The 22,452-nt window shown below is 62.8% G+C and carries 21 protein-coding genes, 1 other RNA gene and 6 pseudogenes; 10 read left to right on the forward strand and 18 right to left on the reverse strand.

Annotated features, from left to right (window positions below; all coding sequences use genetic code 11):
• Positions 1-43: 43 nt before the first annotated feature.
• The 3 genes and pseudogenes from J5I97_RS04095 to J5I97_RS04105 all read left to right on the forward strand — a co-directional run bounded on the left by J5I97_RS04095 (position 44) and on the right by J5I97_RS04105 (position 1,591).
• Complete coding sequence (locus tag J5I97_RS04095) at positions 44-703, forward strand: serine/threonine-protein kinase (protein ID WP_208589238.1); 660 nt, start codon at positions 44-46, stop codon at positions 701-703.
• Positions 704-763: 60 nt separating this feature from the next.
• Positions 764-1,083 (forward strand): annotated as a pseudogene (locus J5I97_RS04100) (SDR family oxidoreductase); the annotation flags it as partial.
• 337 nt (positions 1,084-1,420) lie between these two features.
• Positions 1,421-1,591: a hypothetical protein gene (locus tag J5I97_RS04105; protein ID WP_208589240.1), complete on the forward strand. Its 171-nt coding sequence runs from the start codon at positions 1,421-1,423 to the stop codon at positions 1,589-1,591.
• 121 nt (positions 1,592-1,712) lie between these two features.
• Here the strand turns inward: J5I97_RS04105 and J5I97_RS04110 are convergent.
• A pseudogene (locus tag J5I97_RS04110) lies at positions 1,713-2,141 on the reverse strand (ion transporter); the annotation flags it as partial.
• Positions 2,142-2,214: 73 nt separating this feature from the next.
• Here J5I97_RS04110 and J5I97_RS04115 point away from each other — a divergent pair.
• On the forward strand, positions 2,215-3,441 hold the full coding sequence (locus J5I97_RS04115; protein WP_208589241.1) for an acetylornithine transaminase: 1,227 nt from the start codon (positions 2,215-2,217) through the stop codon (positions 3,439-3,441).
• 154 nt (positions 3,442-3,595) lie between these two features.
• Here the strand turns inward: J5I97_RS04115 and hemL are convergent, their stop codons facing one another.
• Positions 3,596-4,885 (reverse strand): glutamate-1-semialdehyde 2,1-aminomutase, encoded by a 1,290-nt coding sequence (hemL, locus tag J5I97_RS04120; RefSeq protein WP_208589250.1) that lies wholly within the window; start codon positions 4,883-4,885, stop codon positions 3,596-3,598.
• A gap of 171 nt (positions 4,886-5,056) precedes the next feature.
• Between hemL and J5I97_RS19765 the strand changes: the two are divergent.
• Positions 5,057-5,320, forward strand: a pseudogene (locus J5I97_RS19765) (hypothetical protein); the annotation flags it as partial.
• A gap of 208 nt (positions 5,321-5,528) precedes the next feature.
• On the opposite strand, the gene thiE reads toward J5I97_RS19765, so the two are convergent.
• A complete protein-coding gene (gene thiE / locus J5I97_RS04125) occupies positions 5,529-6,149 on the reverse strand; it encodes a thiamine phosphate synthase (protein WP_208589252.1) in 621 nt (206 codons plus the stop codon).
• 23 nt (positions 6,150-6,172) lie between these two features.
• On the opposite strand from thiE, the gene J5I97_RS04130 reads away from it, so the two are divergent.
• The gene (locus tag J5I97_RS04130) at positions 6,173-6,412 is read left to right on the forward strand and encodes a rubredoxin (protein ID WP_208589254.1); all 240 of its coding nucleotides are present in this window, start codon (positions 6,173-6,175) and stop codon (positions 6,410-6,412) included.
• A gap of 694 nt (positions 6,413-7,106) precedes the next feature.
• On the opposite strand, the pseudogene J5I97_RS04135 reads toward J5I97_RS04130, so the two are convergent.
• The 9 genes and pseudogenes from J5I97_RS04135 to J5I97_RS04175 all read right to left on the reverse strand — a co-directional run bounded on the left by J5I97_RS04135 (position 7,107) and on the right by J5I97_RS04175 (position 13,414).
• Positions 7,107-8,472 (reverse strand): annotated as a pseudogene (locus tag J5I97_RS04135) (IS5 family transposase).
• A 278-nt stretch (positions 8,473-8,750) separates the two neighbouring features.
• Positions 8,751-9,632: a SirB1 family protein gene (locus J5I97_RS04140; RefSeq protein WP_208589256.1), complete on the reverse strand. Its 882-nt coding sequence runs from the start codon at positions 9,630-9,632 to the stop codon at positions 8,751-8,753.
• A gap of 172 nt (positions 9,633-9,804) precedes the next feature.
• Positions 9,805-10,254 (reverse strand): DUF192 domain-containing protein, encoded by a 450-nt coding sequence (locus J5I97_RS04145; protein ID WP_208589258.1) that lies wholly within the window; start codon positions 10,252-10,254, stop codon positions 9,805-9,807.
• A 154-nt stretch (positions 10,255-10,408) separates the two neighbouring features.
• Complete coding sequence (gene rpiA / locus J5I97_RS04150; protein WP_208589260.1) at positions 10,409-11,056, reverse strand: ribose-5-phosphate isomerase RpiA; 648 nt, start codon at positions 11,054-11,056, stop codon at positions 10,409-10,411.
• A gap of 89 nt (positions 11,057-11,145) precedes the next feature.
• Entirely contained in the window at positions 11,146-11,622 is a 477-nt protein-coding gene (locus J5I97_RS04155; protein WP_208589264.1) for an EVE domain-containing protein, read from the reverse strand.
• Positions 11,619-12,215, reverse strand: coding sequence for a 5-formyltetrahydrofolate cyclo-ligase (locus J5I97_RS04160; protein WP_002812467.1), 597 nt, complete (start codon positions 12,213-12,215; stop codon positions 11,619-11,621). Before J5I97_RS04160 ends, J5I97_RS04155 begins: the two co-directional genes overlap by 4 nt.
• A gap of 403 nt (positions 12,216-12,618) precedes the next feature.
• Positions 12,619-12,802, reverse strand: a non-coding RNA gene (gene ssrS / locus J5I97_RS04165) — 6S RNA.
• Positions 12,803-12,896: 94 nt separating this feature from the next.
• Complete coding sequence (locus J5I97_RS04170; protein ID WP_208589270.1) at positions 12,897-13,196, reverse strand: cell division protein ZapA; 300 nt, start codon at positions 13,194-13,196, stop codon at positions 12,897-12,899.
• Entirely contained in the window at positions 13,193-13,414 is a 222-nt protein-coding gene (locus tag J5I97_RS04175) for a TIGR02449 family protein (protein ID WP_039410450.1), read from the reverse strand. Before J5I97_RS04175 ends, J5I97_RS04170 begins: the two co-directional genes overlap by 4 nt.
• A 239-nt stretch (positions 13,415-13,653) precedes the next feature.
• Between J5I97_RS04175 and J5I97_RS04180 the strand changes: the two genes are divergently transcribed.
• Positions 13,654-14,196: a YecA family protein gene (locus J5I97_RS04180; RefSeq protein ID WP_208591545.1), complete on the forward strand. Its 543-nt coding sequence runs from the start codon at positions 13,654-13,656 to the stop codon at positions 14,194-14,196.
• 14 nt (positions 14,197-14,210) lie between these two features.
• A complete protein-coding gene (locus J5I97_RS04185; RefSeq protein WP_208589272.1) occupies positions 14,211-15,554 on the forward strand; it encodes an aminopeptidase P N-terminal domain-containing protein in 1,344 nt (447 codons plus the stop codon).
• A gap of 275 nt (positions 15,555-15,829) precedes the next feature.
• On the opposite strand, the gene pepQ is transcribed toward J5I97_RS04185, so the two are convergent.
• The 6 genes and pseudogenes from pepQ to rph form a co-directional block, all read right to left on the reverse strand.
• Entirely contained in the window at positions 15,830-17,158 is a 1,329-nt protein-coding gene (gene pepQ, locus J5I97_RS04190) for a Xaa-Pro dipeptidase (RefSeq protein WP_208589274.1), read from the reverse strand.
• Positions 17,159-17,224: 66 nt separating this feature from the next.
• Positions 17,225-17,579, reverse strand: a pseudogene (locus tag J5I97_RS04195) (PilZ domain-containing protein).
• A pseudogene (locus J5I97_RS04200) lies at positions 17,578-17,980 on the reverse strand (DUF1631 family protein); the annotation flags it as partial. The pseudogenes J5I97_RS04195 and J5I97_RS04200, both read right to left, overlap by 2 nt.
• Before the next feature lie 107 nt (positions 17,981-18,087).
• Positions 18,088-19,245, reverse strand: a complete 1,158-nt coding sequence (hemW, locus tag J5I97_RS04205; protein ID WP_208589276.1) for a radical SAM family heme chaperone HemW — start codon at positions 19,243-19,245, stop codon at positions 18,088-18,090.
• A gap of 6 nt (positions 19,246-19,251) precedes the next feature.
• A complete protein-coding gene (gene rdgB / locus J5I97_RS04210; protein WP_208589278.1) occupies positions 19,252-19,851 on the reverse strand; it encodes an RdgB/HAM1 family non-canonical purine NTP pyrophosphatase in 600 nt (199 codons plus the stop codon).
• Positions 19,852-19,874: 23 nt separating this feature from the next.
• A complete protein-coding gene (gene rph / locus J5I97_RS04215) occupies positions 19,875-20,600 on the reverse strand; it encodes a ribonuclease PH (protein WP_208589285.1) in 726 nt (241 codons plus the stop codon).
• Positions 20,601-20,711: 111 nt separating this feature from the next.
• Between rph and J5I97_RS04220 the strand changes: the two genes are divergently transcribed.
• Both J5I97_RS04220 and gmk read left to right on the forward strand, forming a co-directional pair.
• Positions 20,712-21,572, forward strand: coding sequence for a YicC/YloC family endoribonuclease (locus J5I97_RS04220; RefSeq protein ID WP_208589287.1), 861 nt, complete (start codon positions 20,712-20,714; stop codon positions 21,570-21,572).
• A gap of 152 nt (positions 21,573-21,724) precedes the next feature.
• The gene (gene gmk, locus J5I97_RS04225; RefSeq protein WP_208589288.1) at positions 21,725-22,336 is read left to right on the forward strand and encodes a guanylate kinase; all 612 of its coding nucleotides are present in this window, start codon (positions 21,725-21,727) and stop codon (positions 22,334-22,336) included.
• The last annotated feature ends 116 nt before the right edge of the window (positions 22,337-22,452 follow it).

Consider the following 22,452-nt stretch of genomic DNA (forward strand, 5'->3'; position numbering starts at 1 on the left):
CGTGCGTGGTGTAGCGATGCAAACGGGCCGCCTACAATGTGGAATGAGCCATGATCCCGTCGGCAACCTGCCGCTGAAGTCCGATACATTCGGGCGCATCCTCTTGATCCGCAAGGCCGGCCGCGTGTTCGTGCGGCGGGACCTGAGCGTGGCGCCATGGCTGTTGCGTGGTGTGGCCTGGTGGTTGGCGCGACGCGAAGCGCTGGCCTTGCGCCAACTGGATGGATTGCCGCGCACGCCGCGGCTGTTGCACTGGGACGGGCGCCATCTGGATCGCAGTTATCTGGCTGGCGATGCGATGTACCAACGCCCGCCGCGCGGCGACCTCGCCTACTTCCGAACCGCACGCAAGTTGCTGCAGCAGCTGCATCGCTGCGGCGTCGCGCATAACGATCTGGCCAAGGAAGCCAACTGGCTGGTACAGGACGATGGCAGCCCGGCGGTGATCGATTTCCAGCTCGCGGTTCGCGGTAACCCGCGCGCGCGCTGGATGCGTCTGCTTGCGCGCGAAGACCTGCGCCACCTGCTCAAGCACAAGCGCATGTATTGCCCGGCCGCGATCACCCCGGTGGAACGTCGCGTGCTCAAGCGCACCTCCTGGGTGCGCGAACTGTGGTTCGCCACCGGAAAACCGGTCTACCGTTTCGTGACCCGCCGCGTGCTGCATTGGGAAGACAACGAAGGACAGGGGCCGAAGCCCTGAATTGCCGGGGTTGGTGATTCGTAGGAGCGCATGGGTTGGGCTGTGGGTTTGTCGATGGCGGCCAAAATGGGCATGAGTCTGGCGACCCAGGGGTTGGCAGCCGAATTCGGCGCGCAGGGTGTGGCGTTCAATGCACTGTGGCCGCGTACCGTGATTGCGACCGATACGATCAATTGCTTCCCGGCGTGGACGCGGCGGCCTGTCGTCGGCCGGAGATCATGGCCGACGCCGCGCATGCAGTGCTGACCCGCACGGCGGTCGGATTTCATGGCCAGTTTCTGATCGACGACGAGGTGCTGGCGCAGGCCGGCATCACCGACTTGAGCGGCTACGCAGTCGATCCGTCGCGTGCGTTGTTGCCGGATCTGTTTCTTGACTGAGGCGGCGGACAACATTGGCGAGTGGGTGCCATCTGGGCGCTTGTCGGCCGTGATCGAGTCGGAGGGCAGGTGCATGGCTACCGTTTCTGTCGAGGCAGCGCCCCGAACTTCTGAAAAACGGCGCGATGCGCAGCAAAGCGTGGAGGCCAAACTCGGCACCTATATCGATTGCTTAAACTGTAGTCGATGCGCAGATGCATACCGGCGCCAAGCAATACGCCTGCTGTATGGAAGATCTGGTTGCCGGTTCGGCCGGTCGTGAGCCCGGCATGACCTGTCCATACGATATCGACGACCGCGCAATCAAGGAGTGCGACGCACTGGCCAGTGCAGCCCGTTGCAGCGCCCCCGTCATTGCCGAAACTGGAGGCGGCAGCGTGGCGCGATCACGACGCATCAGCGCATCGAACAAGGCTGGCTCGATAGCCCGTCGCTGGTACCGGAGGATGCGCCGAGCAAGTTGCTCAACACCTGCAACGCGCTGATGTCCGATAGCAACCGACAGTAATCGCTACTGCCTTAACAGCTTCTGCTAGCGTCGCTGTCGGCGATCTCCATCTTGCCGGCTGCCAGAAACACACGCCAGCCGGCCCAGTTGAATGCGCCGTCAAGATCAATGCCTACATTTACATGCTGGTCGGAATGCTGGTGAAGCCATGCTGCGGGCCTTCGATCACGTACATCACCAGCAGCGGTTGCGCGCCTGGCACGAAGAACGACAAGTAACTCTGCAGGATCGAGAGCAGATCGATCACGCCCCACGCGCTGAGCGCATAGCGCAGCGGGCGCCGCACCACCGCCAGGCGCAGCGCGTATTCGACGGTAAAAATCACCGGGAACGCCCATTCTAGCGGCACCAACCAATGCGCCGAGTGCGAATGGATGCGTGGCACTTTGTCGACCATGATCACCACCACGCTTGCCAGGATCGCGACCACCGGCATCAGGTCGAAATTGCGTGATGGGCGAGTGTCGTGCCGATAAATGATGTCGAACCATTGCCGGCGCCAGCCGTCAGTGGCGGCGGGAGTGAGCTGAGGATCGGAAGAAGGGCGCATGCGCGCAGTGTGCCGCAGGTCGGCGAATGCGCGAGAATGCGAATTCTCCCTCCGCTTCTGCGACCCCCCCATCATGAGCACCGCTGCCGATTCGCCCCTGTCCCTGGCGCATTACTACTTGCCGGTTTACCGCCCGCGCCAAGTGGTGCTGGAGCGTGGACAGGGCAGTCGCGTGTGGGACGACAAGGGCCGCGAATATCTGGATCTGTCGTCGGGCATCGCAGTCAGCGGGCTGGGCCATAACGACCCCGACCTGATGGCCGCGCTGACCGAGCAGGCCGGCAAGCTGTGGCACACCAGCAACGTGTTCTACAGTGCGCCGCCATTGAAGCTGGCCGAAGAATTGGTCACCGCCTCGCGTTTCGCGCAGAAAGTGTTTCTGTGCAACTCCGGTACCGAAGCCAACGAGGCGGCGATCAAGCTGGTGCGCAAGTGGGCCAGTAGCCAGGGCCGCCCGGTCGACAAGCGCGTCATCGTGACCTTCCGTGGCAGTTTCCATGGGCGCACCTTGGCTTCGGTTACTGCGACCGCGCAGCCCAAGTATCAGGAAGGTTATGAGCCGCTGCCCGGCGGCTTTCGCTATGTGGATTTCAACGATGTGGCGGCGCTGGAAGCGGCAATGTCCTCGGGTGATGTGGCAGCGGTGATGCTCGAGCCGATTCAGGGCGAGGGCGGAGTGATGCCGGCCGAGTCGGGCTTTTTGAGCCGCGTGCGCGCACTGTGCGATCAGCACGATGCATTGCTGGTGCTGGACGAGATTCAGTGCGGCATGGGCCGCACCGGCACGCTGTTCGCGCATTGGCAGGAGCAGGTGACGCCGGACATCGTGACGCTGGCCAAGGCGCTGGGTGGCGGCTTCCCGATCGGCGCGATGCTCGCCGGCCCCAAGGTCGCCGAGACCATGCAGTTCGGGGCACACGGCACCACCTTCGGCGGCAATCCGCTGGCTGCGGCAGTGGCGCGTGTGGCGCTGCGCAAGTTGGCCTCGCCGCAGATCGCCGAGAACGTGGCGCGGCAGTCGTCGGCATTGCGCGATGGTCTGGACGCGCTTAATGCCCAATTCGGCCTGTTTGCGCAGATTCGTGGACGCGGCCTGATGCTGGGTGCAGTGCTGGCGCCGGCGCATGCCGGGCAGGCTGGGGCGATCCTGGATCTTGCGGCCAAGCACGGCTTGCTGCTGTTGCAGGCCGGTCCGGATGTATTGCGCTTCGTACCTGCGCTCAACCTGACCGATGCCGAACTGGCCGATGGTCTTGCACGCCTGCGTCTGGCGATTGCCGAGTACGCAGCGCAGCAATGATCGAGGCCTGCGTCTTCTATCAGCCGCTTCGAAGGTCCCCACTCATGCCCATCCATGCACACTTTTCAGAATAAGGTATGACGGCCACAAGACAAAAGCGAAGTCTGCGGCGGTCACCACGCAGACTGTGCGTGGTTAACCGGGCGAATACGCCTCAGCGCGCCACTTCCGCAAACGCTTCGCGCGCGGCTGCAAGCGTCGCTTCGATCACCGCTTCATCGTGTGCGCTCGACATGAAGCCGGCTTCGTACGCCGACGGCGCCAGATACACGCCTCGCTGTAGCATCGCGTGGAAAAAACGATTGAAGGTGGTGATGTCGCAGGCCGTCGCCTGTGCGTAGCTCTCCACGATTTCATCAGTAAAGAACAGCCCGAACATGCCCCCAACCTGGTTGGTTGTGACTACAATGCCGGCTGCGCGCGCGGCATCTTCGAGCCCTTCGCATAGCACGCTGGTGGCATCGCTCAGGCGTGCGTGGAAACCCGGTTCCTGCACCAGTTCCAGCATCGCCAGGCCGGCAGCCATTGCCACCGGATTGCCGGACAAGGTGCCGGCCTGATAAATCGGGCCGGCCGGGGCGATTTGCTCCATGAGCGCGCGCCGGCCGCCATACGCGCCCACCGGCATGCCGCCGCCGATGATCTTGCCGAACGTGCTTAGGTCCGGGGTCACCCCGTAATGCGCCTGCGCTCCGCCGAGTGCGACGCGGAAGCCGGTCATCACCTCGTCGAAGATCAGCAGTGCGCCATGCCGCGTGCACAGCGTGCGCAGATGCTGCAGGTAGCCGGCCCGCGGCGGAATGCAGTTGGCGTTGCCCACCACCGGTTCGATGATCACCGCCGCCACATCGGCGCCGATCTCGTCGAATAGTGCGGTGGCGCTCTCGAAGTCGTTGAAGCTGAGTGTGGCGGTCAGCTCGCTCAAGCCGGCCGGGACGCCCGGAGAGGTGGGCACGCCCAGGGTCAGCATGCCGCTGCCGGCCTTGACCAGGAACGAGTCGCCATGGCCGTGATAACAGCCTTCGAATTTGATGATGCGGTTACGCCCGGTTGCGCCGCGCGCCAATCGCACCGCCGACAGTGTGGCTTCGGTGCCGGAATTGACCATGCGCACCATCTCGCAGGACGGCACCAGCCGGTTGATGGTCTCGGCCATGGTGACCTCGGCCGCGCACGGCGCACCAAACGACAAGCCATGGCGGATCGCGCGCGCTACCGCTTCATGCACCGCCGGGTGGTTATGGCCGGCGATCATCGGGCCCCACGAGCCCACGTAATCGATGTAGCGGTTGTCGTCGACGTCATACAGATACGGGCCATCGGCCCGCGCCACGAAGAACGGCTCGCCGCCGACCGCCTTGAACGCCCGCACCGGTGAGTTGACGCCGCCGGGCAGCAGGGTCTGCGCCTGAGCAAACAGGGCTTGGGAGCGGGAGTGATTCATGCGCAGGTCCTTGAGTGATACCGAGTGGAGGCGGCGATGCCCGACAGCGCGCACCGCACCCACCATTGTCAGGCTTGGAGCCGCGTGCGCCTACCCGCTATGTGCTTGCCTCCCCATCGGAGCCGATGGGTAGGGCCTCATCGTCACCGCCCACCACCATCGATATCTAGGGGGGCATCGACCAATTGCAGCCAGATGTCGGGCGCGCCGCATCATTGACTGGACAACGACGACGGCAATACCTGCACCGGTCGCGACCCGGTCTGCTATTGCGGCAGCGAAATCACCGGTGGCCCGTACCACTGGTGCTACACCCCCGAAACCGGCACCGGCGTGCATCATCACCTCGGGGGTTCATACGGGCGCCTGCGCTGGATTGCGCAGCTGGACATGGGTGTGACTTACAAGCTGGCGTTCGCTGGCGGCAAGCTGGCTGGCACTGCGTTTGGAGGTGTTCAAATCACCAATGCGCAGGCCCGCGACCCACGTTTGGGGGCAGGTTACGAGGGCCGCGGGCTTCTGGTTGGCAGCGCCGTCCGTACGCAGCCCACTTGGCATCGCCGATCGCTTTTTTCGGGGATGCGTTGGATGTGCTTCATGGCCTGTCCGCCGGTATTGCTGTTGCAGGCAGGCACTATGTCGGCTAAGCAAAACACGCCCGATACGCCTGCAATGCTGCGACCGGATCCGTCGCGGCATAGACGCCGCTGACCACTGCGATCAGATCGGCACCTGCAGCGACTAGGTCCGGCACATGTATCGGGGCGACGCCGCCGATCGCTACCCGCGTCAGCCCCAGCGATGCGGCCTGTTGCAGCAACGCGGGCGTGGCGCGCCGTGTCGTCGCCTTGGTCGGGGTGGGGAAGAAGGCACCGAAGGCCACATAGCTCGCACCCGCCACAGCCGCTGCCTGTGCACGCGCAATCTCGTCATAGCACGACACCCCGATGATGGCCTGCTCGCCCAACAGCGCGCGCGCTGCGGCGACCTCACCATCGTCTTCGCCCAGATGCACGCCGTGTGCGCCCACCTGCAATGCCAGTTGCGCATCGTCGTTGATGATCAAAGGCACGCCGTGTGCCGCGCAGGCCTCGCGCAATGCGCTGGCTTGTTGCAGCCGCAGCGCCGCATCGGCCTGCTTGTTGCGGTATTGCAGCCAGGTGATGCCCGCCAGCAACGGCGCCGTACAGGCGAGCAGCCTTGCAGTGTCGGGTTGGTCGGGCGTGATGAGGTAGACGCCGCGGGCGTTGTGAAGGTTGGGCACGGCAGCGCTTCCGAAAGCGGTAGGTGGGATGGGACAATACAGCCCCACCGTTGCATAACCGCGATTATCCGATGAGCGAGACATCCACGACCACCTACCGCACCTGGATGTGCGTCGTCTGCGGGTTTCTCTACCACGAGGCCGACGGCATGCCCGAAGAAGGCATCGCCCCGGGAACACGCTGGAAAGATGTGCCCGATAGCTGGACCTGCCCCGATTGCGGCGTGACAAAGGAGGATTTCGAGATGGTGGAGATCGGCTGAATGCTAATTTTTGAAATTAGCCCATTGAGAGTATGTCTTTAAAAGAACGGTAGTAACTACCTTCGGGCATGGGTTTGGCGGGCAGTTGAATTGCGATTTCAAAAAACGTATGTTGCTTTTGTGGCCATGGAGGATGCGCGAACTATGCTTATGGTCTGGTTGGCTGTATTGAGACGTAAATTTCCTACACTGCTTCAGTACTAAAAAGGATTGTTGTGTTTAAATTATCAGTGTGCTCTACGACGCTGCTGGTTTTATCCCTAACAATGCCATTTGCCGCGATTGGTTCCACGGTTGGCCAACAGGCTCTTATACAAGGAATGGGTGAGCGTTTGCCGGCTGGCAAGGCGAACCTGAGCCTGTCACCGCTGTTTAAGGTGTATGTTTTCGAAAAGGCTGGGCTGAAATTCGTTCAAATCAACGCTCTTGACAGTCGCGTTTTATCAGTGTTGTCCCTGGTGCCGGGCGCAGCATCTCAGCTACCGATCGGAACCAACGCGCAGGGCGGCATGGTCCAGGCAAGCGGAATGGTGACAACTCAAGCGAGCTGTCCTTGCAGCGCACAAGTGGTATACAGCGATGCGAACTACAATATCGTTGTTATATATGGTTCCAATGGCGAATATATAACCTCTTACCAAGTGCCCAGATCTCCGCAGGATCCGCCTAGGTAGTCGTCCCTGAAAAATCCCCTTCAAGCGCCAAGTGCCGTCGGTGACAGCGGCACGGCACTCAAGAATGACCATCCCATCGCCCGCCTCCAGGCACGCAAAAACGCGATCCAGCGCAGCAGCCAGCGCAGGGTGTAGCCAGCGGCGCAGCCGAGCACGTGCAGCGCATCGCCTTGTGCACCTTCAGCCTGCAGCGAGGCAACCTGCAGTCGTCTTTCAGATGTCCGATCACCGGCTCCACCGCCTGCCGTCGCTTGATCCAGCGCCATTGCCGTCGCGTCAGCGTCTTGGCCTTGCCGCGATGCAGGACCTGCACGCCATCGACTTCGCGCCCGCGATCGCCCAGGTCCACGATCGCCACCGTCGGTTCTACGCGCACATCCTGCAGCAACCCGCGTGTCTGCTCCAGCTGCTCGGCCAAGGTATCCCCGTCGTACGGGTTGCCCGGGAAGCTGCGCGCACCCACGACCAATCCCTTGCAGGCGGTGACCGCAATGCCGACCTTGACGCCAAATTCGTACGCTTGACGCGCCTTGCCCTTGCCGATGCATTCCACTTCCGAGGCATGCAATGCGTACAGTTTTTGTTTGTCCTTCGGACGCTGCGTGTACAGCCGTTGCGCACGTTCCAGCCAGACCGCGATGCGCTCGCGCACGCCGGTGTTTACCTGATCGAGTTTGCGTTGGATGTCGCGCATGAGCCGTCCCAGCACTGTGCGTTGACGTCGCAGCACGCGCCGCATGCGCTTGAACTGGCGCGCATGCGCATACCGACCTGCCTTGCGGCTCAGGCCAGGCCTTGCCGCGCGTCGCTCTGCCGCAATCCGATGCCGTGCCGCTTGGCCAGTAACACCAGCTTCTTGCGTGCTACCTCCAGCAAACGGCTGTCGGTCGGATAGGCGATCGCCTTCTCTTGCACCGTGGTGTCCACGATCACCCGCGACAACTCGCGTGCGTCCACCGCCTGCATCGCATGCGCGGCGTTGATGGTGTGCGCCAGCAGCTCTTCCATCCCGGCCTCACCCAGGCGCTGCCGCCAGCGCGTCAGCGAGCTGGCATCGCACGGCAAGCGCGTCTGGAACACGACCTCGCCAGTGAAGAATTGCCAGTACGGATTCTCCAGCCAACGCTCGCACACCGCTTCATCGGACAGGTCGTCGGCGTGTTTGAGGTAGAGCAAACCGGCAATCAGCCGCACCGGCAATGCCGGCCGACCGCCACCGGCCTGGGTGGCCGGCAAGCGCGATGAAAGTGCTTGCTCCAACGCCGTCCACGGCATCCGTTGGCTCAGCTGCGCCAGCGGATGACGCAGATCGATCTGGTTCTCCAGGCGCGAACGAAACAACTCCTCGGCGGGCATGTGCTCGGCAGCAGGACGGCGTGTACGCATGAGTGAAAATTGCCAGAAACCAGCCTTCAGCGTAGCGAACACTGGTAGTTTTGGCACGCCGGTGCAGACATCAAGGCCTTGCGGTCGTTGGGCGGTTGGGGTTTTTCAGGGGCGACTAGGTAGTTGGTGTTGCGGGTTAATTGCCAATAGCGGGAGTTGAGGCGAGTGTCAGCTCCCGCTCAAACGCTGACTATGCGGATGCCGATTCATAGTCTGAAACATATCTTCTGTACTGGTATGACATCCGGTTCTCGCCGTCAATGCTAGGCTTCTATTGCTCAGTGCGCGCGCGTGCGCTGGCTGTTCAACGCGACCAGGTGCTCATGCAGGCTGGCTGCATCCTGCGCGCTGGGGTGAAGCTGCAGGTAGCGCGACAGGTCGCGACGGGCGCCGTTGCGATGACCCAGATGCAGATAGGCCATGCCGCGATCACGCAGGGCTTCAGGTTGATCGGACACTAGCTTCAAGATGCGGTCGGCGCTTCGTGCGGCACGGTCCCAGTGCTCGGCATCGGCGTACACGCCGTGCAGATTGCGCAGGATGCGGATCAGAATCGCGCGATGCGGGGCCGGGTCGAGAATTTGCGCCAAGGCGCGGTCGTCGGGAATCTCACCGCCCAGGTGCGGACGTGCGCGCTCCCGTAACTCATCCACATCCAGCGGGCGGCCGCCATTGAACGGGTCCATCACCAGCACGCCATCATCCACCGGCAGGCGCACCAAAAAATGACCGGGAAACGACACCCCTGCCAACGGAATGCCCAGCCGGCGTGCCACTTCGATCTGCACCATTGCAAGTGAAATCGGATTGCCCAGCCGGCGTTCGAGCACCTGATTGAGGTAGCTGTTACGCGGGTCGTAGTATTCGTCGTGATTGCCCGAATACCCCAGCTCGTCGAACAGGTAGCGGTTCACCGCCGCCATCTTCAACGGCCACAGGTCGATCGCTTCGACTTCCCGGCGCAGATGCTCGACATGGTTTTGTACCAGCGTGTCGTAGAGCTCGGCATCCAGCTGCGGATACTCGTCGCGCGCGATCAGCAGCGCGGTGGACATCAACGGCACCGCATCGTCGTCCAGGCTGGCGAGCGCGGTCCAATGGGGGAGTGGGAGCATGTCTACCATGCTGCCAAGAGTGTCGGCAAGCGGCGCCGGGTTCAAGTCCGGTACTTCCTGACAGGGGCGCGCATGGCGTGAAGCCGTGCGCCCTTCAAGGCAGCTGTGCCGCCTGTGGGATCTTGCCGCGGATTCGGTATGAATCGCGCAAGCGCTGCAGTTCCTGCCCGCGGTGCGCCGACCGGATAACAGTTCGCTTAGGCGTGTGTAGCAGCGCTTACTTGGGCGTCGGGATGCCCGGGCCGACAGTCAGCGTGGTGCCATCTTTCAGGTCGAGCTTGGTAGCCTGCCCGGCATTGAGCTCCAGCACGTAACGCGCCGGCTGCTTGCTGGGGTAAGGCGGGCAGGCATCGCCGGCCGAGCAGGGCGGTACATCGCGCTGCTGCGACACCAACCGGCGCTGGTTGTCGAAATACAGGATGTCCAGGGCGATCTTGGTGTTCTTCATCCAATATGCCAACGGCTCCTGGCGGTCATGGATGAACAGCATGCCGCGATCCTCCTCCATGGCGTCGCGGAACATCAGGCCTTGCGCGCGGTCGGCGTCGTTCTGCGCCAATTCCACCTGATAGCGCGTGCCGGCCAGTTCCACCCAGGAGCTGCCGGCGCTGGCGCAGCCGCTGAGCAGGATCAGACAGGCGAGGCCGAGGAAGCGAAGATGGCGCATGCGGCGTACCAGCGGGCGGGTGGATGGCGCACCTTCTGCCAAGCGCTGCTGTGCGTCAAGCCGCCGATGCTCACCGGAAGCGACCGATCGACCGACTGCATGGCGGCAGGCCAGCGGTGACTGCGCGCAACCGGCGCGTCCACGCCGGCTGCATTCAGATCACGCGCGGCGGTTCGCCGCCGACGATCACCACATCGGCCGGTCGACGCGCAAACAGGCCTACGCACACTACGCCCGGGATCTGATTCAAGCTGCGCTCCAACGCCACCGGGTCGGTGATCTGCAAGTTGTGCACGTCCAACAACACGTTGCCATTGTCGGTGACCACGCCATCGCGCCACACCGGCTGGCCGCCGGTGAGGGCAAGAATCTGGCGGGCGACCAGGCTGCGCGCCATCGGAATCACTTCGACCGGCAGCGGAAACTTGCCCAGCACCGGCACCTGCTTGCTCGGATCGATGATGCAGATGAAGCGCTCGCTGGCTTCGGCGATGATCTTCTCGCGTGTCAACGCTGCGCCGCCGCCCTTGATCAGGCAACGGTTCGGGTCGCACTCGTCGGCGCCATCCACATACAGCGACAGATTGCCGGTGTGGTTGAGATCCAGCACCTCGATGCCGTGACGTTTGAGCTGCGCGCTGCTTTGCTCGGAGCTGGACACTGCCCCCTTGATGCGATGGCCAATGCGGCCCAGTGCGTCGATGAAATACGCCACCGTCGAACCGGTGCCCACGCCGACGATCATGCCGTCTTCCACGGAATCGATCGCTTTTTCAGCGGCCAGTCGTTTTGCTTCGGACATGTGTGGGCTCGTGGTTTGTAATCGAGAATTTGGGATGGGTAAGCGCGGTGTAGAGCGGGCGGCGGGTATTGGCAGATCCCCAATCCCAGCTACTCCATCTCCATCGCTAGAAGCAGCTTCCACTGTGCGGCGGTGACCGGCAGGATCGACAGGCGGTTGCCGCGGGCGATCAGGGGGAAGCCTTCGCCCAGTGCGTCGGCCTGTTGCTTGATTGCGTCCAGCGAAATTGTGCGTTTGAGTTTGCGTTCGAATGCCACGTCCACCAGCATCCAGCGCGGGTCTTCGCGGGTGGCCTTGGGGTCGTGGTAATCGGATGTTGGATCGAACTGGGTGTCGTCCGGGTAGGCTGTGCTTGCAATCTTGGCAATGCCGACAATGCCTGGCACTTTGCAATTGGAGTGATAGAAGAACACGTCGTCGCCGACATGCATGCCGTCGCGCATCAAGTTGCGCGCCTGATAATTGCGCACGCCATTCCAAGGCTCGGTGCCGACACGCTCCAGATCATCGATGGAAAACGTGTCCGGCTCGGACTTCATCAACCAGTAGCGCTTGCGGGCAGTCATACGGAAACGGCGTCGTCTTTCAGGAAGGTGGCGTGTTCGGTGCAGATGGCATCCACCGCCACATCCCACGATTCGGTGGGCAAGGCGGCGACCTGCTGCATGGCGAAACCGACGCCGACCAGCCAGGGGGGCGGCGCTTGGCGATGCCGGAACGCGAAGCTGCGATCATACCAGCCGCCTCCCATGCCCAGCCGGCGGCACGCCGCATCGAACCCGGTCAACGGCGTGAGCACCAGCGTCATCTGTTCGGGCGCAAGCGTATCGGCGCGGTCCACGTCTGGCTCCGGGATACCGTAGCGATTGCTGACCAGGCCCTGGCCGGGTTGCCACGGTGCAAAGCGCAACACGCGCCCGTCCAGCACCGGCAGGCAGTAGCGCACGCCGTCCGGCAGGCTAAGTTGCCAACGGGGCAGGTGCAGCGCGATTTCGCCATCCATCGCCCAGTACCCGGCCACCGCGCCGGTCTGCGGCGCGAACGGCAGCGCCAGCAAGCGCTCGGCCAAGGCATCGGCGGCGGCCAAGCGCTGCGAGGCCGGCAGGCTGCGGCGCTGCGCACGCAACTGCTGGCGTAGCGCGGCTCGGTCGTCGGTCATCGGTGTCTCGCATCGAAAGGTGTTGCGCATTGTCGACGGCATATGTGCGCGTGCCTAGCTGTTGGTGCAATTGCAGCGTGTGCACTCTTGCAGATCATGTGAGGTGGCACCGAGCCGACTCAGAGCGGCTAACAAAACGACTGCGTAATCGCCAGGCGGACGCGGCCGGTGCTCGGAATTGGCATGCATTACGTGCGAATTGACAACGCGTGTTCCGCGAAAGCGCGCCCATGATCGCAAGGGGAGTGCTGAGATCGCGCTGCAGCGTGAGCAAGCGCGCTCGTGCAGAAGCTGACGATGGGAAAACACACATCACGGCAGCATCACTGCAGTCAGGAGCCGTGAGCGCAGGCGTTTTGGACGCACAAAAAGAAACGACGCCCGAAGGCGCCGTTCCAGATTTGCATTCTCCACCATGACGATGCGGGCGAAACGACCTTGAACCCGGGGTTCAAGTGGGGACGCTGTGAGGCCATCGGGCTTCCCGCTACAAGGCGGACTTGCACACCCGACTTCGTCGCGCCCCCGTGGTCGTAATTAAGGGACAAGGCGAATGTTTTGCACGCTGTCGTTTACAGCAGAGAACGCAGGTGAAGTATAGACCTCTGCTGCGCAATGGCTAGCCCATTCGTCGGCCAGCACTTGAAGATTCATCTTTGCGATGGCAGTGCGAGGTATGCCTCAACATGGTGTATCGGTAATGCTGTCCAGCCGACGATTCAAGGTGTCAAGCGTGTTGGCCAATTCGCGATCATAGAGTGCCTGCTGCTCGCGCAGTTGCTGCAATTCGTGCGCAAGGTTGAGCGCAGCCAGCACTGCGACACGATCGACGGCCGCCATGCGATTGCTGCCGCGAATCTCGCGCATGCGCAAATCCAGCATCCGCGCCGCTGCAGTCAGGCTCTCGCGCTCGTCTGCAGTCACGCCGACCGTGTATTCACGATCCAGAATACGCACGCTGACCGGCATGTTGTTGCTCACGTGTGCTGCTCCAGTGACTTCAACCGCACGATCATCGCTTCCACGCGCGAGCGCGCCTGTTCGTTCTTGGTCAACAGTTGCGATCGCTCGCCGATCAACTGCTCTTGTTGATGACGCAGGCTACGGTTCTCGTCTGTTAGCCGTTGGGTGCGCTCGACCAATGCCTCCACGCGGGCGGCAAGTGCGCGGATTTGAGCGAGGGCGGCAGCGTTGTCCATGCGCTCACGATAGGGGCGCGTGCGCGCAGCGGTCAAGCGCCACTCACAGCCCGATCGCGCAGCCTCAGGCTAACCACCGCAAGGCTTGGCGGAAGATCGAAACAGGCCGGCATCATGTGCGCGAACGCTGCATGGAATGTCACGGTAGCGGCCGACTCGGGGCGCCTTGATACACTTGGAAGTCTGATCGCCGAATCTGATCGTCGGCGCCTTTATGTTCTTAAAGCTTGGATGACCTGATGGATCTGCCCGAGGTAACCGCTGTGCAAAACGAAAGTCGTCAGCTCGCGCTGGCGTCCTCTGCGGCGGAGTTGCATGGCGTGCTGTGCGGGTGGCTCTGCGGTGGTGGCGCCGACAGCGGCGACTGGCTGGCGCACGTCCTGGCCGACACCGCGCAGGTGGCACCCAAGCAGGGCGGCGCGCTGGACCAGATGCGCCAAGCCACCGTGGCGCAGCTCGAAGACCGCGATTTCGCGTTCGAGCTAATGCTGGTCGAAGACAGCGCCCCGCTGCCGACGCGCACTGATGCTTTGTTCGACTGGTGCCGCGCCTTTTTGGGCGGGTTCGGCCTGGCTACGCAGCAGCGCCCGGCGCTGACCGAAGATGGCGAGGAGGCGCTGCAGGATCTGGCGCGTCTGGCGCAGGCCTCCAGCGACGATTTCGATGCGGCCGAAGAAGACGACACCGCGCTGGCCGAAATCGAAGAGTTCGTGCGTGTGGCGGTGCTGTTGCTGCATGGCGACTGCGTCATGGGGCCGCGCTTCCGCCAACGTTTGAATTGACCGCGCAACCGATTATGAAAAAGCTCACCGGAATCGGCGCGACCGAGTACGCGCGTCGGCGCAAGCAGCTAATGCAGATGGCGGGCGATCAGGCGATCCTGATCCTGCCGGCCGCGACTGAACGCGTGCGCAGCCACGACACCCATTACCCGTATCGCCAGGATTCGGATGTCTGGTATCTGAGTGGTTTTCCGGAGCCGGAAGCGGTGTTGGTGCTGGTGCCCGGGCGCAAGCATGGCGAGGCGATCCTGTTCTGTCGCGAGCGCGACGCCGAGCGCGAAGCCTGGGATGGTCCGCGCGAAGGTCAGGAGGGCGCGGTGGAGCGTTACGGCATGGACGATGCGTACCCCATCGACGATGTCGACGAGATTCTGCCGGGCCTGCTGGAGGGGCGTAGCCGCGTCTATTACCACTTCGGGCGCAACGTCGATTTCGATCTCAAGTTGATCGGCTGGCTCAAGCGTGTGCGCGAGCAGGTGCGCCACGGCGCGCAGCCGCCGCACGAATTCCTCGAACTCGGGCATCTGCTGCACGAGCAGCGGTTGTTCAAATCGCGCGACGAAATCGAGTTGATGCAGTACGCCGCCGACATCAGCGTGCGTGCGCATCGTGCGGCGATGCGGCTGGCGCGGCCAGGCGTGCACGAGTACGAACTGCAGGCCGAGGTCGAGCGCGAATTCCGCGCCGCCGATGCATGGTCGGCCTATGGCAGCATCGTCGCTACCGGCAGCAATGCCTGCGTGCTGCATTACCGCGCCAATAACGCGCGCAGCCGCGATGGCGAACTGGTGCTGATCGATGCCGGCGCCGAATACCGCGGCTATGCGGCAGATATCACTCGTACTTTTCCGGTCAATGGCCGTTTCATGCCGGCGCAGCGTTCGCTGCACGATCTGGTCGGCGCCGCGCAGGCTGCCGCACTCGCACAGGCGCGCCCTGGTGTGGCCTACGAAGCCGGGCATCTGGCCGCGGTGGAAACCTTGACCGAAGGATTGCTGCGACTGGGCCTTCTCAAAGGCAAGCTGGAACGCAACATCGCCGACGGTCATTACAAGCGCTTTTATCGGCATAAGACCGGCCATTGGCTGGGCCTGGATGTGCACGATGTCGGCGACTACCGGTTGGCTGGTGATTCGCGCCTGCTCGAAGCCGGCATGGTGTTCACTATCGAACCGGGGCTCTACATCTGTGCCGACGACACCACGGTTGAGGCCAAGTGGCGCGGTATCGGCATCCGCACCGAAGACGATGTGCTGATCACCGCCGATGGCCATCGCGTATTGACCGATGCATTGGCGCGCAGCGCCGACGAGATCGAAGCGGAGATGGCTGATAGCGCATCGCGCGATCTCGGCTGAGTTAGAGCGGCTAACAGACAGCCACCGAGCGTGGATCGAATCGGTGGACCCAAACAAGTCAATCAGCAAAAATCAGGTAAAACGCCGCCACTGGAAACCAGCATGCAACCAGAGCGATATTTCCATTCATTGCCGTGAGACTGAACGGCTTTGACACGATCAGTGCTGATACCAAGGGCAATTACATGGTGAAAAGCTATTGGAGTTGTCTACAGAATTCCTGACCAAGCGAATCCGCTGAGTCCAGCCGCGCGATCCAGTTTTTCCATCGGAACTCAAGTAGGTGCAGCGAGCACCGAGCGAGTCAAATTCTCCGGATCGCCATTGGTGCACACCACTTCGTCTTCGATGCGGATGCCGCCATAGGGTTTGAACTGTGCCACGCGCGCCCAATCGATGCTGGCGGCGTGGCCGTTCTTCTTCACTTCGTCCAGCAACATGTCGATGAAGTACACGCCCGGCTCGATCGTCACCACCATGCCCGGTTCGAGCACGCGTGTCAGGCGCAGATACGGATGGCCGGCCGGCCGCTCGATACGCCCGCCGCTGTCGTTGGCCGCCAAGCCGGCTACATCGTGCACCTGTAGGCCGATCAGATGGCCTAGCCCGTGCGGGAAGAACGCGGCGCTGACGCCGGTGGCCAATGCGGCTTCCGGCGAGACGGTGAGGATGCCGAAGTCTTTGAGGATGCACATCAACGCCATATGCGCGTCTATGTGCAGTTGCTTGTAATCCACGCCTGCGCGAACGCTTTGGCCCATGCACTGTTGCGCAGCATCCACCGCATCGATCAGCGCCCGGAATTCGTTACCGGGGTCGGCAGCGTAGGTACGGGTGATGTCGCTGGCATAGCCATAGGCCGAAGCACCCGCATCGATGAGAAAGCTGCGCAGCGGCTGTGCGGGTTGCTGGCCGAGCTCGGTGTAGTGCAGCACCGCAGCGTGTTCGTTGAGCGCGATGATGTTGCCGTACGGCAGTGCATTTGCATCCTGACCCACCGCCGCGCAATACGCCATGTGGATGCCGAATTCGCTTTGGCCAGCACGGAACGCCACTTCGGCCGCGCGATGTCCGCGTACCGCCAACTGCTGCGCGATGCGCAGCAATGCCAGTTCGTACGGTGTTTTGAACGCGCGCTGGTACTCCAGGTAATCGATCACCGGCTGCGGGTTGTTCGGCACGTACGCGCCGAGCGCGCTTTGCGCCTCACCGAGAATCGCGCAGCGTTCGGGCTGTCTGGGCAGCAGTGCCAGCGCCTCGTCCGGGGTGCGGATGATGTGGATGTCGCAATGCTCCACCCACCAGCCGCTGGGCGCGTCGGGCACCACATGCCAATAGTCGAAGGGCTGGTAAAAGATCACCGTCGGGCGCTTGCCCGGCGTGTAGATCAGCCAGCTGTTGGGCACCCGCGTCAGCGGCACCCAGGCCTTGAAGTGCGGGTTGACCGCGTATGGATAGTCGCGGTCGTCGAACACCTGGTAATGCAGGCTCCCGCTGGGCACGACCAGATGATCGAAGCCGCCACGCTGCAACGCCTGGTAGGCGCGCGCGGTGAGCGTGCGCAGGTGATCGGAATATAGGCTGCTCAAGGAGGGCTGGGTCATCCGGGGCTCGATCGGCAATGCAATGCGAAGGAATGCGCAATTTTGCCGCAATCCATGCGGCCTGCGTCAGCTGACTATCTGTTCTTCGGCGATCCAGGCGCGCAGGCGTTGTCGATGCGGCTCGGGCATGGTTAGAAACGAAAGCCCACCCATGCTTGAACGGGAGCGTGCGCAGCTTCGGTCCACAGGTCCACAGCAGATGCGCGCCGACCTCGATCTCAGTGGCGCAGCCTACGCGCTTGGGCAATATAAAGCGCAGTTGGTACAAGGCATCGTCATGGAGTGGAACCGAAGCCAACAGCAACATGCCGGTTTCCGAGACATTGCCGACCCGGCCGATCTGCGCGTCGCTGAGCATGTCGGTGACTGGCGCCATCTCTGCCGGTTGGCGGCGCGGTGCACGGCCGGTGTCCTGGATCATGGCTGTCCTCTGCAACGGGCGACTGGCCGGCCAGGCTGCGCAGCGCGCGCATGGTTGCATGCCAGGGGCGATCGATCAGTCGCGATTTTTCTTCGACCAGCAAACGCGCTTGTCCGCAGGCCATTAGCCGCGACAGACTGCTTGCCGACTTTTTGCTATAGCCAATTCACAAACAATACATTTGTCTGTCGTCGGGCTATATCAGGACAGCCGTTGCCGGCGCAGATCGCCTGCTGGTTGCTCGCGAATTCAAACCAGGCGCCCAACGGCAGGCTGCGCGCCTGAGCCTAGCACGCCTCTTCGGCAGATGTACGCGGCATGGAAATTGGCTTGCGTGTGGCGTTGTCGTCCTCGCCGCCGGGCGTGGACAGGCGCGGCGTGATCGCGACCGCGCAGCAGTGCGGGATTGGCGCACCCGGTATACCTCGTTGGGCAACGCCGCCGGTTCGCTGTGCAGCCGATGAGCTGCGCCCTTGAAACTGACCACCAAGCGATAGTCGATCGCGACTCAGACCAGAAACAACTCGACCACGTCATTGGTGAATCGACGGCCCAGCTCGGTCGGCATCACGCGTCCGTCGTGCCGGGTCATCCAACCTTGTGCAACCGCACGCGCCACCGATGTTTCGATGACAGACGCGGCCAAACCGGTGCGGGCCTCGAAATCGCTCGAACGGAAGCCTTCGTGCAGACGCAGCAGGTTGAGCATGTATTCAAACGGCAACCGCTCGCGCGGCACGATCTCATCGCCACCGATCGACGCCGCAGTGCCGGCGCTGACCAGATAACTTTGCGGATGCTTGTGCTTCCAGCGCCGCAGCACATGCTGGTGGGCGCCGGAACTGATTTTCCCGTGTGCGCCTGCGCCAATGCCCAAATAATCGCCGAAACGCCAGTAATTGAGGTTGTGCGCGCATTGCCGCCCAGGCTTGGCATATGCGCTGACTTCGTAGTGCGCGTAGCCGGCCTCGGCAAGCAACTGCTGGCAATGTTCCTGGATATCCCAAGCCGCATCGTCGTCGGGAATGCCCTGGGGGGGGCGCGCGAAGAATACCGTGTTCGGTTCCAGCGTTAGCTGGTAATGCGACAGGTGCGTGGGCTGCAGCGCGAACGCGCGTTCCAGATCGTGCTCGGCTTGCGTCAGCGTCTGCTCCGGCAACGCGTACATCAGATCAATATTGAAATTGTCGTAGCCGGCGTCCTGCGCAAGCTTTATCGCGCGCTCGGCTTCGGCACTGTCGTGGATGCGACCGAGCCGCTGCAGTGCCGCCTCGTCGAAGGTCTGCACGCCGAAGCTCAGGCGGTTCACGCCGGCGCTGCGGTAGCGGTCGAAACGGCCATGCTCGGCCGTGCCTGGATTGGTTTCCAGGGTGATCTCGAGATTCGGCGCAAAGCGTAGTCGCGCGGCTGCAGCCTGCAAGAATCGGTCGATCGCTTCGGGCGGAAACAGGCTCGGCGTGCCGCCGCCGAAGAATACCGAATGCACCACACGGCCCCACACCAACGGAAGGTCCGCATCCAGGTCGCGGATCAACGCATCCACATATTCCTCGAACGGCAACGCGCCCTTGGCCGCATGCGAATTGAAATCGCAGTACGGGCATTTGCGCACGCACCAGGGTAGGTGCACGTACAGCGAGAGCGCAGGTGGGATCAGGTTAGACACTGTCGTTTAAAGCGACAACGCGTGCAGCTTATGCTGCAGCGTGGACAGGGCTACCGCACGATGGCTCAAGCGGTTCTTCAAGTCGCTGTCCATTTCCGCAGCGGTCAGGCCGTAAACCGGGTCCAGAAACACTGGGTTGTAGCCAAAACCGCCATCGCCGCGCGGCGCGGTGGTGATCACACCTTCCCAATTGCCTTCGGCGATCAACGGTTGTGGATCTTCCGGGTGCCGTAGCAACACGATCACTGCATAAAACCGCGCGCTGCGGCGCTCGGCCGGTACATCGCGCATCGCATCGAGCAACCTGGCATTGTTGGCCTGCGCGTTGGTCGGGCTGCCGGCGTAGCGTGCGCTGTACAAGCCGGGCGCGCCACCCAGGGCATCGACGATCAGGCCAGAGTCGTCGGCCAGTGCCGGCAAACCGGTTGTTGCGCTTGCATGACGGGCCTTGATCAAGGCGTTCTCGACGAAGGTCAGGCCGGTTTCCGGTACATCCTCCACGCCAAGTTCGCCTTGCGCGACGATGCGTAGCGGCAGCGCCGCGAACATGGCGCGCAGCTCTTCCAGCTTGCCGGCGTTACCGCTGGCAAGGACCAATTGTGTCATTGCGGTCTGGGCGATGCGACGACTCATCCGGCCAGCGCGTCGCGTTGCAGTGCGAATAGTTCGCCCATGCCTTTTTCGGCGAGTGCGAGCAACGCGTTGAGTTCGTCACGGCGGAACGCATGACCTTCAGCGGTGCCCTGCAGCTCGATAAAACCGCCGCCGTCGTTCATCACCACATTCATGTCGGTATCGCAGTCGCTGTCTTCCGGGTAATCCAGATCCAGCACCGGCTCGCCGCGATAAATACCCACCGACACCGCGGCCACCGCGCCGATCAGCGGGTGCTTCTTGATGTCGCCACGCTTGAGCAGTAGGTTCACCGCATCGGCCAATGCCACATAGGCGCCAGTGATCGCCGCAGTACGGGTGCCGCCATCGGCCTGCAACACGTCGCAGTCCAGGGTGATGGTGCGCTCGCCCAATGCATTGCGATCCACGCAGGCGCGCAGGGCGCGGCCAATCAGACGCTGGATTTCCAATGTGCGGCCGCCTTGCTTGCCGCGTGCGGCTTCGCGATCGGAGCGGGTATGGGTGGAGCGTGGCAACATGCCGTATTCGGCGGTTAACCAGCCTTCGCCCTTGCCGCGCAGGAAGTTCGGTACGCGGTTTTCCACGCTGGCGGTGCACAGCACACGGGTGTCGCCGAAGCTGACCAGCACCGAGCCTTCGGCGTGACGGGTGAAGGCGCGTTCGATGCGCACCGGGCGCAGCTGGTCGGCCGTGCGGCCGCTGGGACGGGAAAAGGTCATGCGATGAGTCCGAAAGTCGGGAGATGGGTCTAGATGCCAGTGCGCAGCGTGCAGGCAGCCGGCAAGGCTCGCTAGGTTACCATTTGCGCTTTGAAGGTACGGGACTTGACGATGATTCGAAGCATGACCGCCTTTGCTGGCGGCGAACGCATCACGCCCTGGGGCACGCTCGGTTGCGAGCTGCGCTCGGTCAACCACCGGTTTCTGGAAGTGGGCGTGCGTTTGCCCGAAGAATTGCGTGCGCTGGAGCCGATGCTGCGCGAGCGCGTGGCGGCAAAAAACAGCCGCGGCAAGCTGGATCTGGCGCTGCGTCTGCGCGCGCCTGACAACGCGCAGACGCTGGCTGTCAACGAATCGCTGCTGTGGGAACTGGGCGCGTTGGCCACACGGCTGGACGGGATGTTTCCCAAGCTGCAGGTCGGCTTCACCGATCTGCTGCAGCTGCCGGGCGTGTTGCAGGTGCAGAACGTGGACGCCCCCGCGCTGCAGGCGCAGACCCTGGCATTGCTAGACGAGGTGGTGGGCAGTTTTGTCGCTGCGCGCGAGCGCGAAGGCGCCAAGCTGGCCGAAGCGATCAGCGAGCGGGTCGATGCGATAGAGCGCATCGCTGCCAAAGTGCGCACCTTGATCCCGGCCATCCGGGAAGGTCAGCGCGCCAAACTTGCCGCACGCCTGGCCGATCTGCCGCATCCGGTCGATCCCGGCCGCGCCGAGCAGGAACTGGTGCTGTGGCTGCAGAAGCTCGACGTGGACGAAGAACTCGACCGCCTGTCCAGCCATATTTCCGAGATCCGCCGCGTGCTCAAGCAGCGCGAGCCGGTCGGTCGCCGTCTGGACTTCCTGTTGCAGGAATTCAACCGCGAAGCCAATACCCTAGGTTCCAAGTCGGTCGACAGCCGCACCTCCAATGCCGCGGTCGATTTGAAAGTATTGATCGACCAGATCCGCGAGCAGGTGCAGAACATTGAGTAACCGGGAGTGGGAATTCGGGCTTGGGCGACCGCAAATCCCTGGCTTGGGCGGGCAGCGGCCAATCCCGGTAGCATGTCTACCCTGGGGTTACCGGTCCGCAGTCTGTTCGCGAATTCCGACTCCCCAATTCCGACTCCCGACTCCCTGACCCTATGCGCGGCACCCTCTACATCGTTGCGGCCCCCTCGGGCGCCGGCAAGAGCAGCATCGTCAACGCCACTCTGGCGCGCGATCCCAAGATCGCCTTGTCGATCTCGTTCACCTCGCGCGCACCCCGGCCGGGCGAACGGCATGCCGAGCACTACCATTTTGTCTCCGCCGACGAGTTCCAGGGCATGATCGAAGCGGGCGACTTCTTCGAATACGCGCTGGTGCATGGCGACTGGAAGGGCACCGCGCGGCAGTCGGTCGAGCCGCAGCTGGCCGCCGGCAACGACGTGCTGCTGGAAATCGACTGGCAGGGCGCGCATCAGGTGCGCCAGAAGGTGCCGGATGCGGTCAGCGTGTTCATCCTGCCGCCGTCGCGTCAAGCCTTGGACGAGCGCATGCGCAAGCGCGGGCAGGACAGCGAGGATGTAATGGCGCAGCGCCTAGCAGCCGCACGCCAAGAGATGCTCCATTTCGAAGAATTCGATTACGTCATCATCAACGAGATCTTCGACACCGCTGTCTCGGAGATGTGTGCAATCTTCACCGCAAGCCGCTTGCGTCGCAAGGCACAGCAGCAGCGGCACGCCGGGCTGATTCAGGCGCTGCTGGAATGAGTTTCACGCCCTCTCTTGGTCCAAATATCTGATTCCAAAGGAAACTGGGTAGGCAGCGATTGCCTGGGCGCCAGTCCGGGCGTACACTCCGGTCCCTTTCCCTCATTCGATGAGCG

Source organism: Xanthomonas fragariae (assembly GCF_017603965.1).
In the GTDB taxonomy this organism is placed as follows: domain Bacteria; phylum Pseudomonadota; class Gammaproteobacteria; order Xanthomonadales; family Xanthomonadaceae; genus Xanthomonas; species Xanthomonas fragariae_A.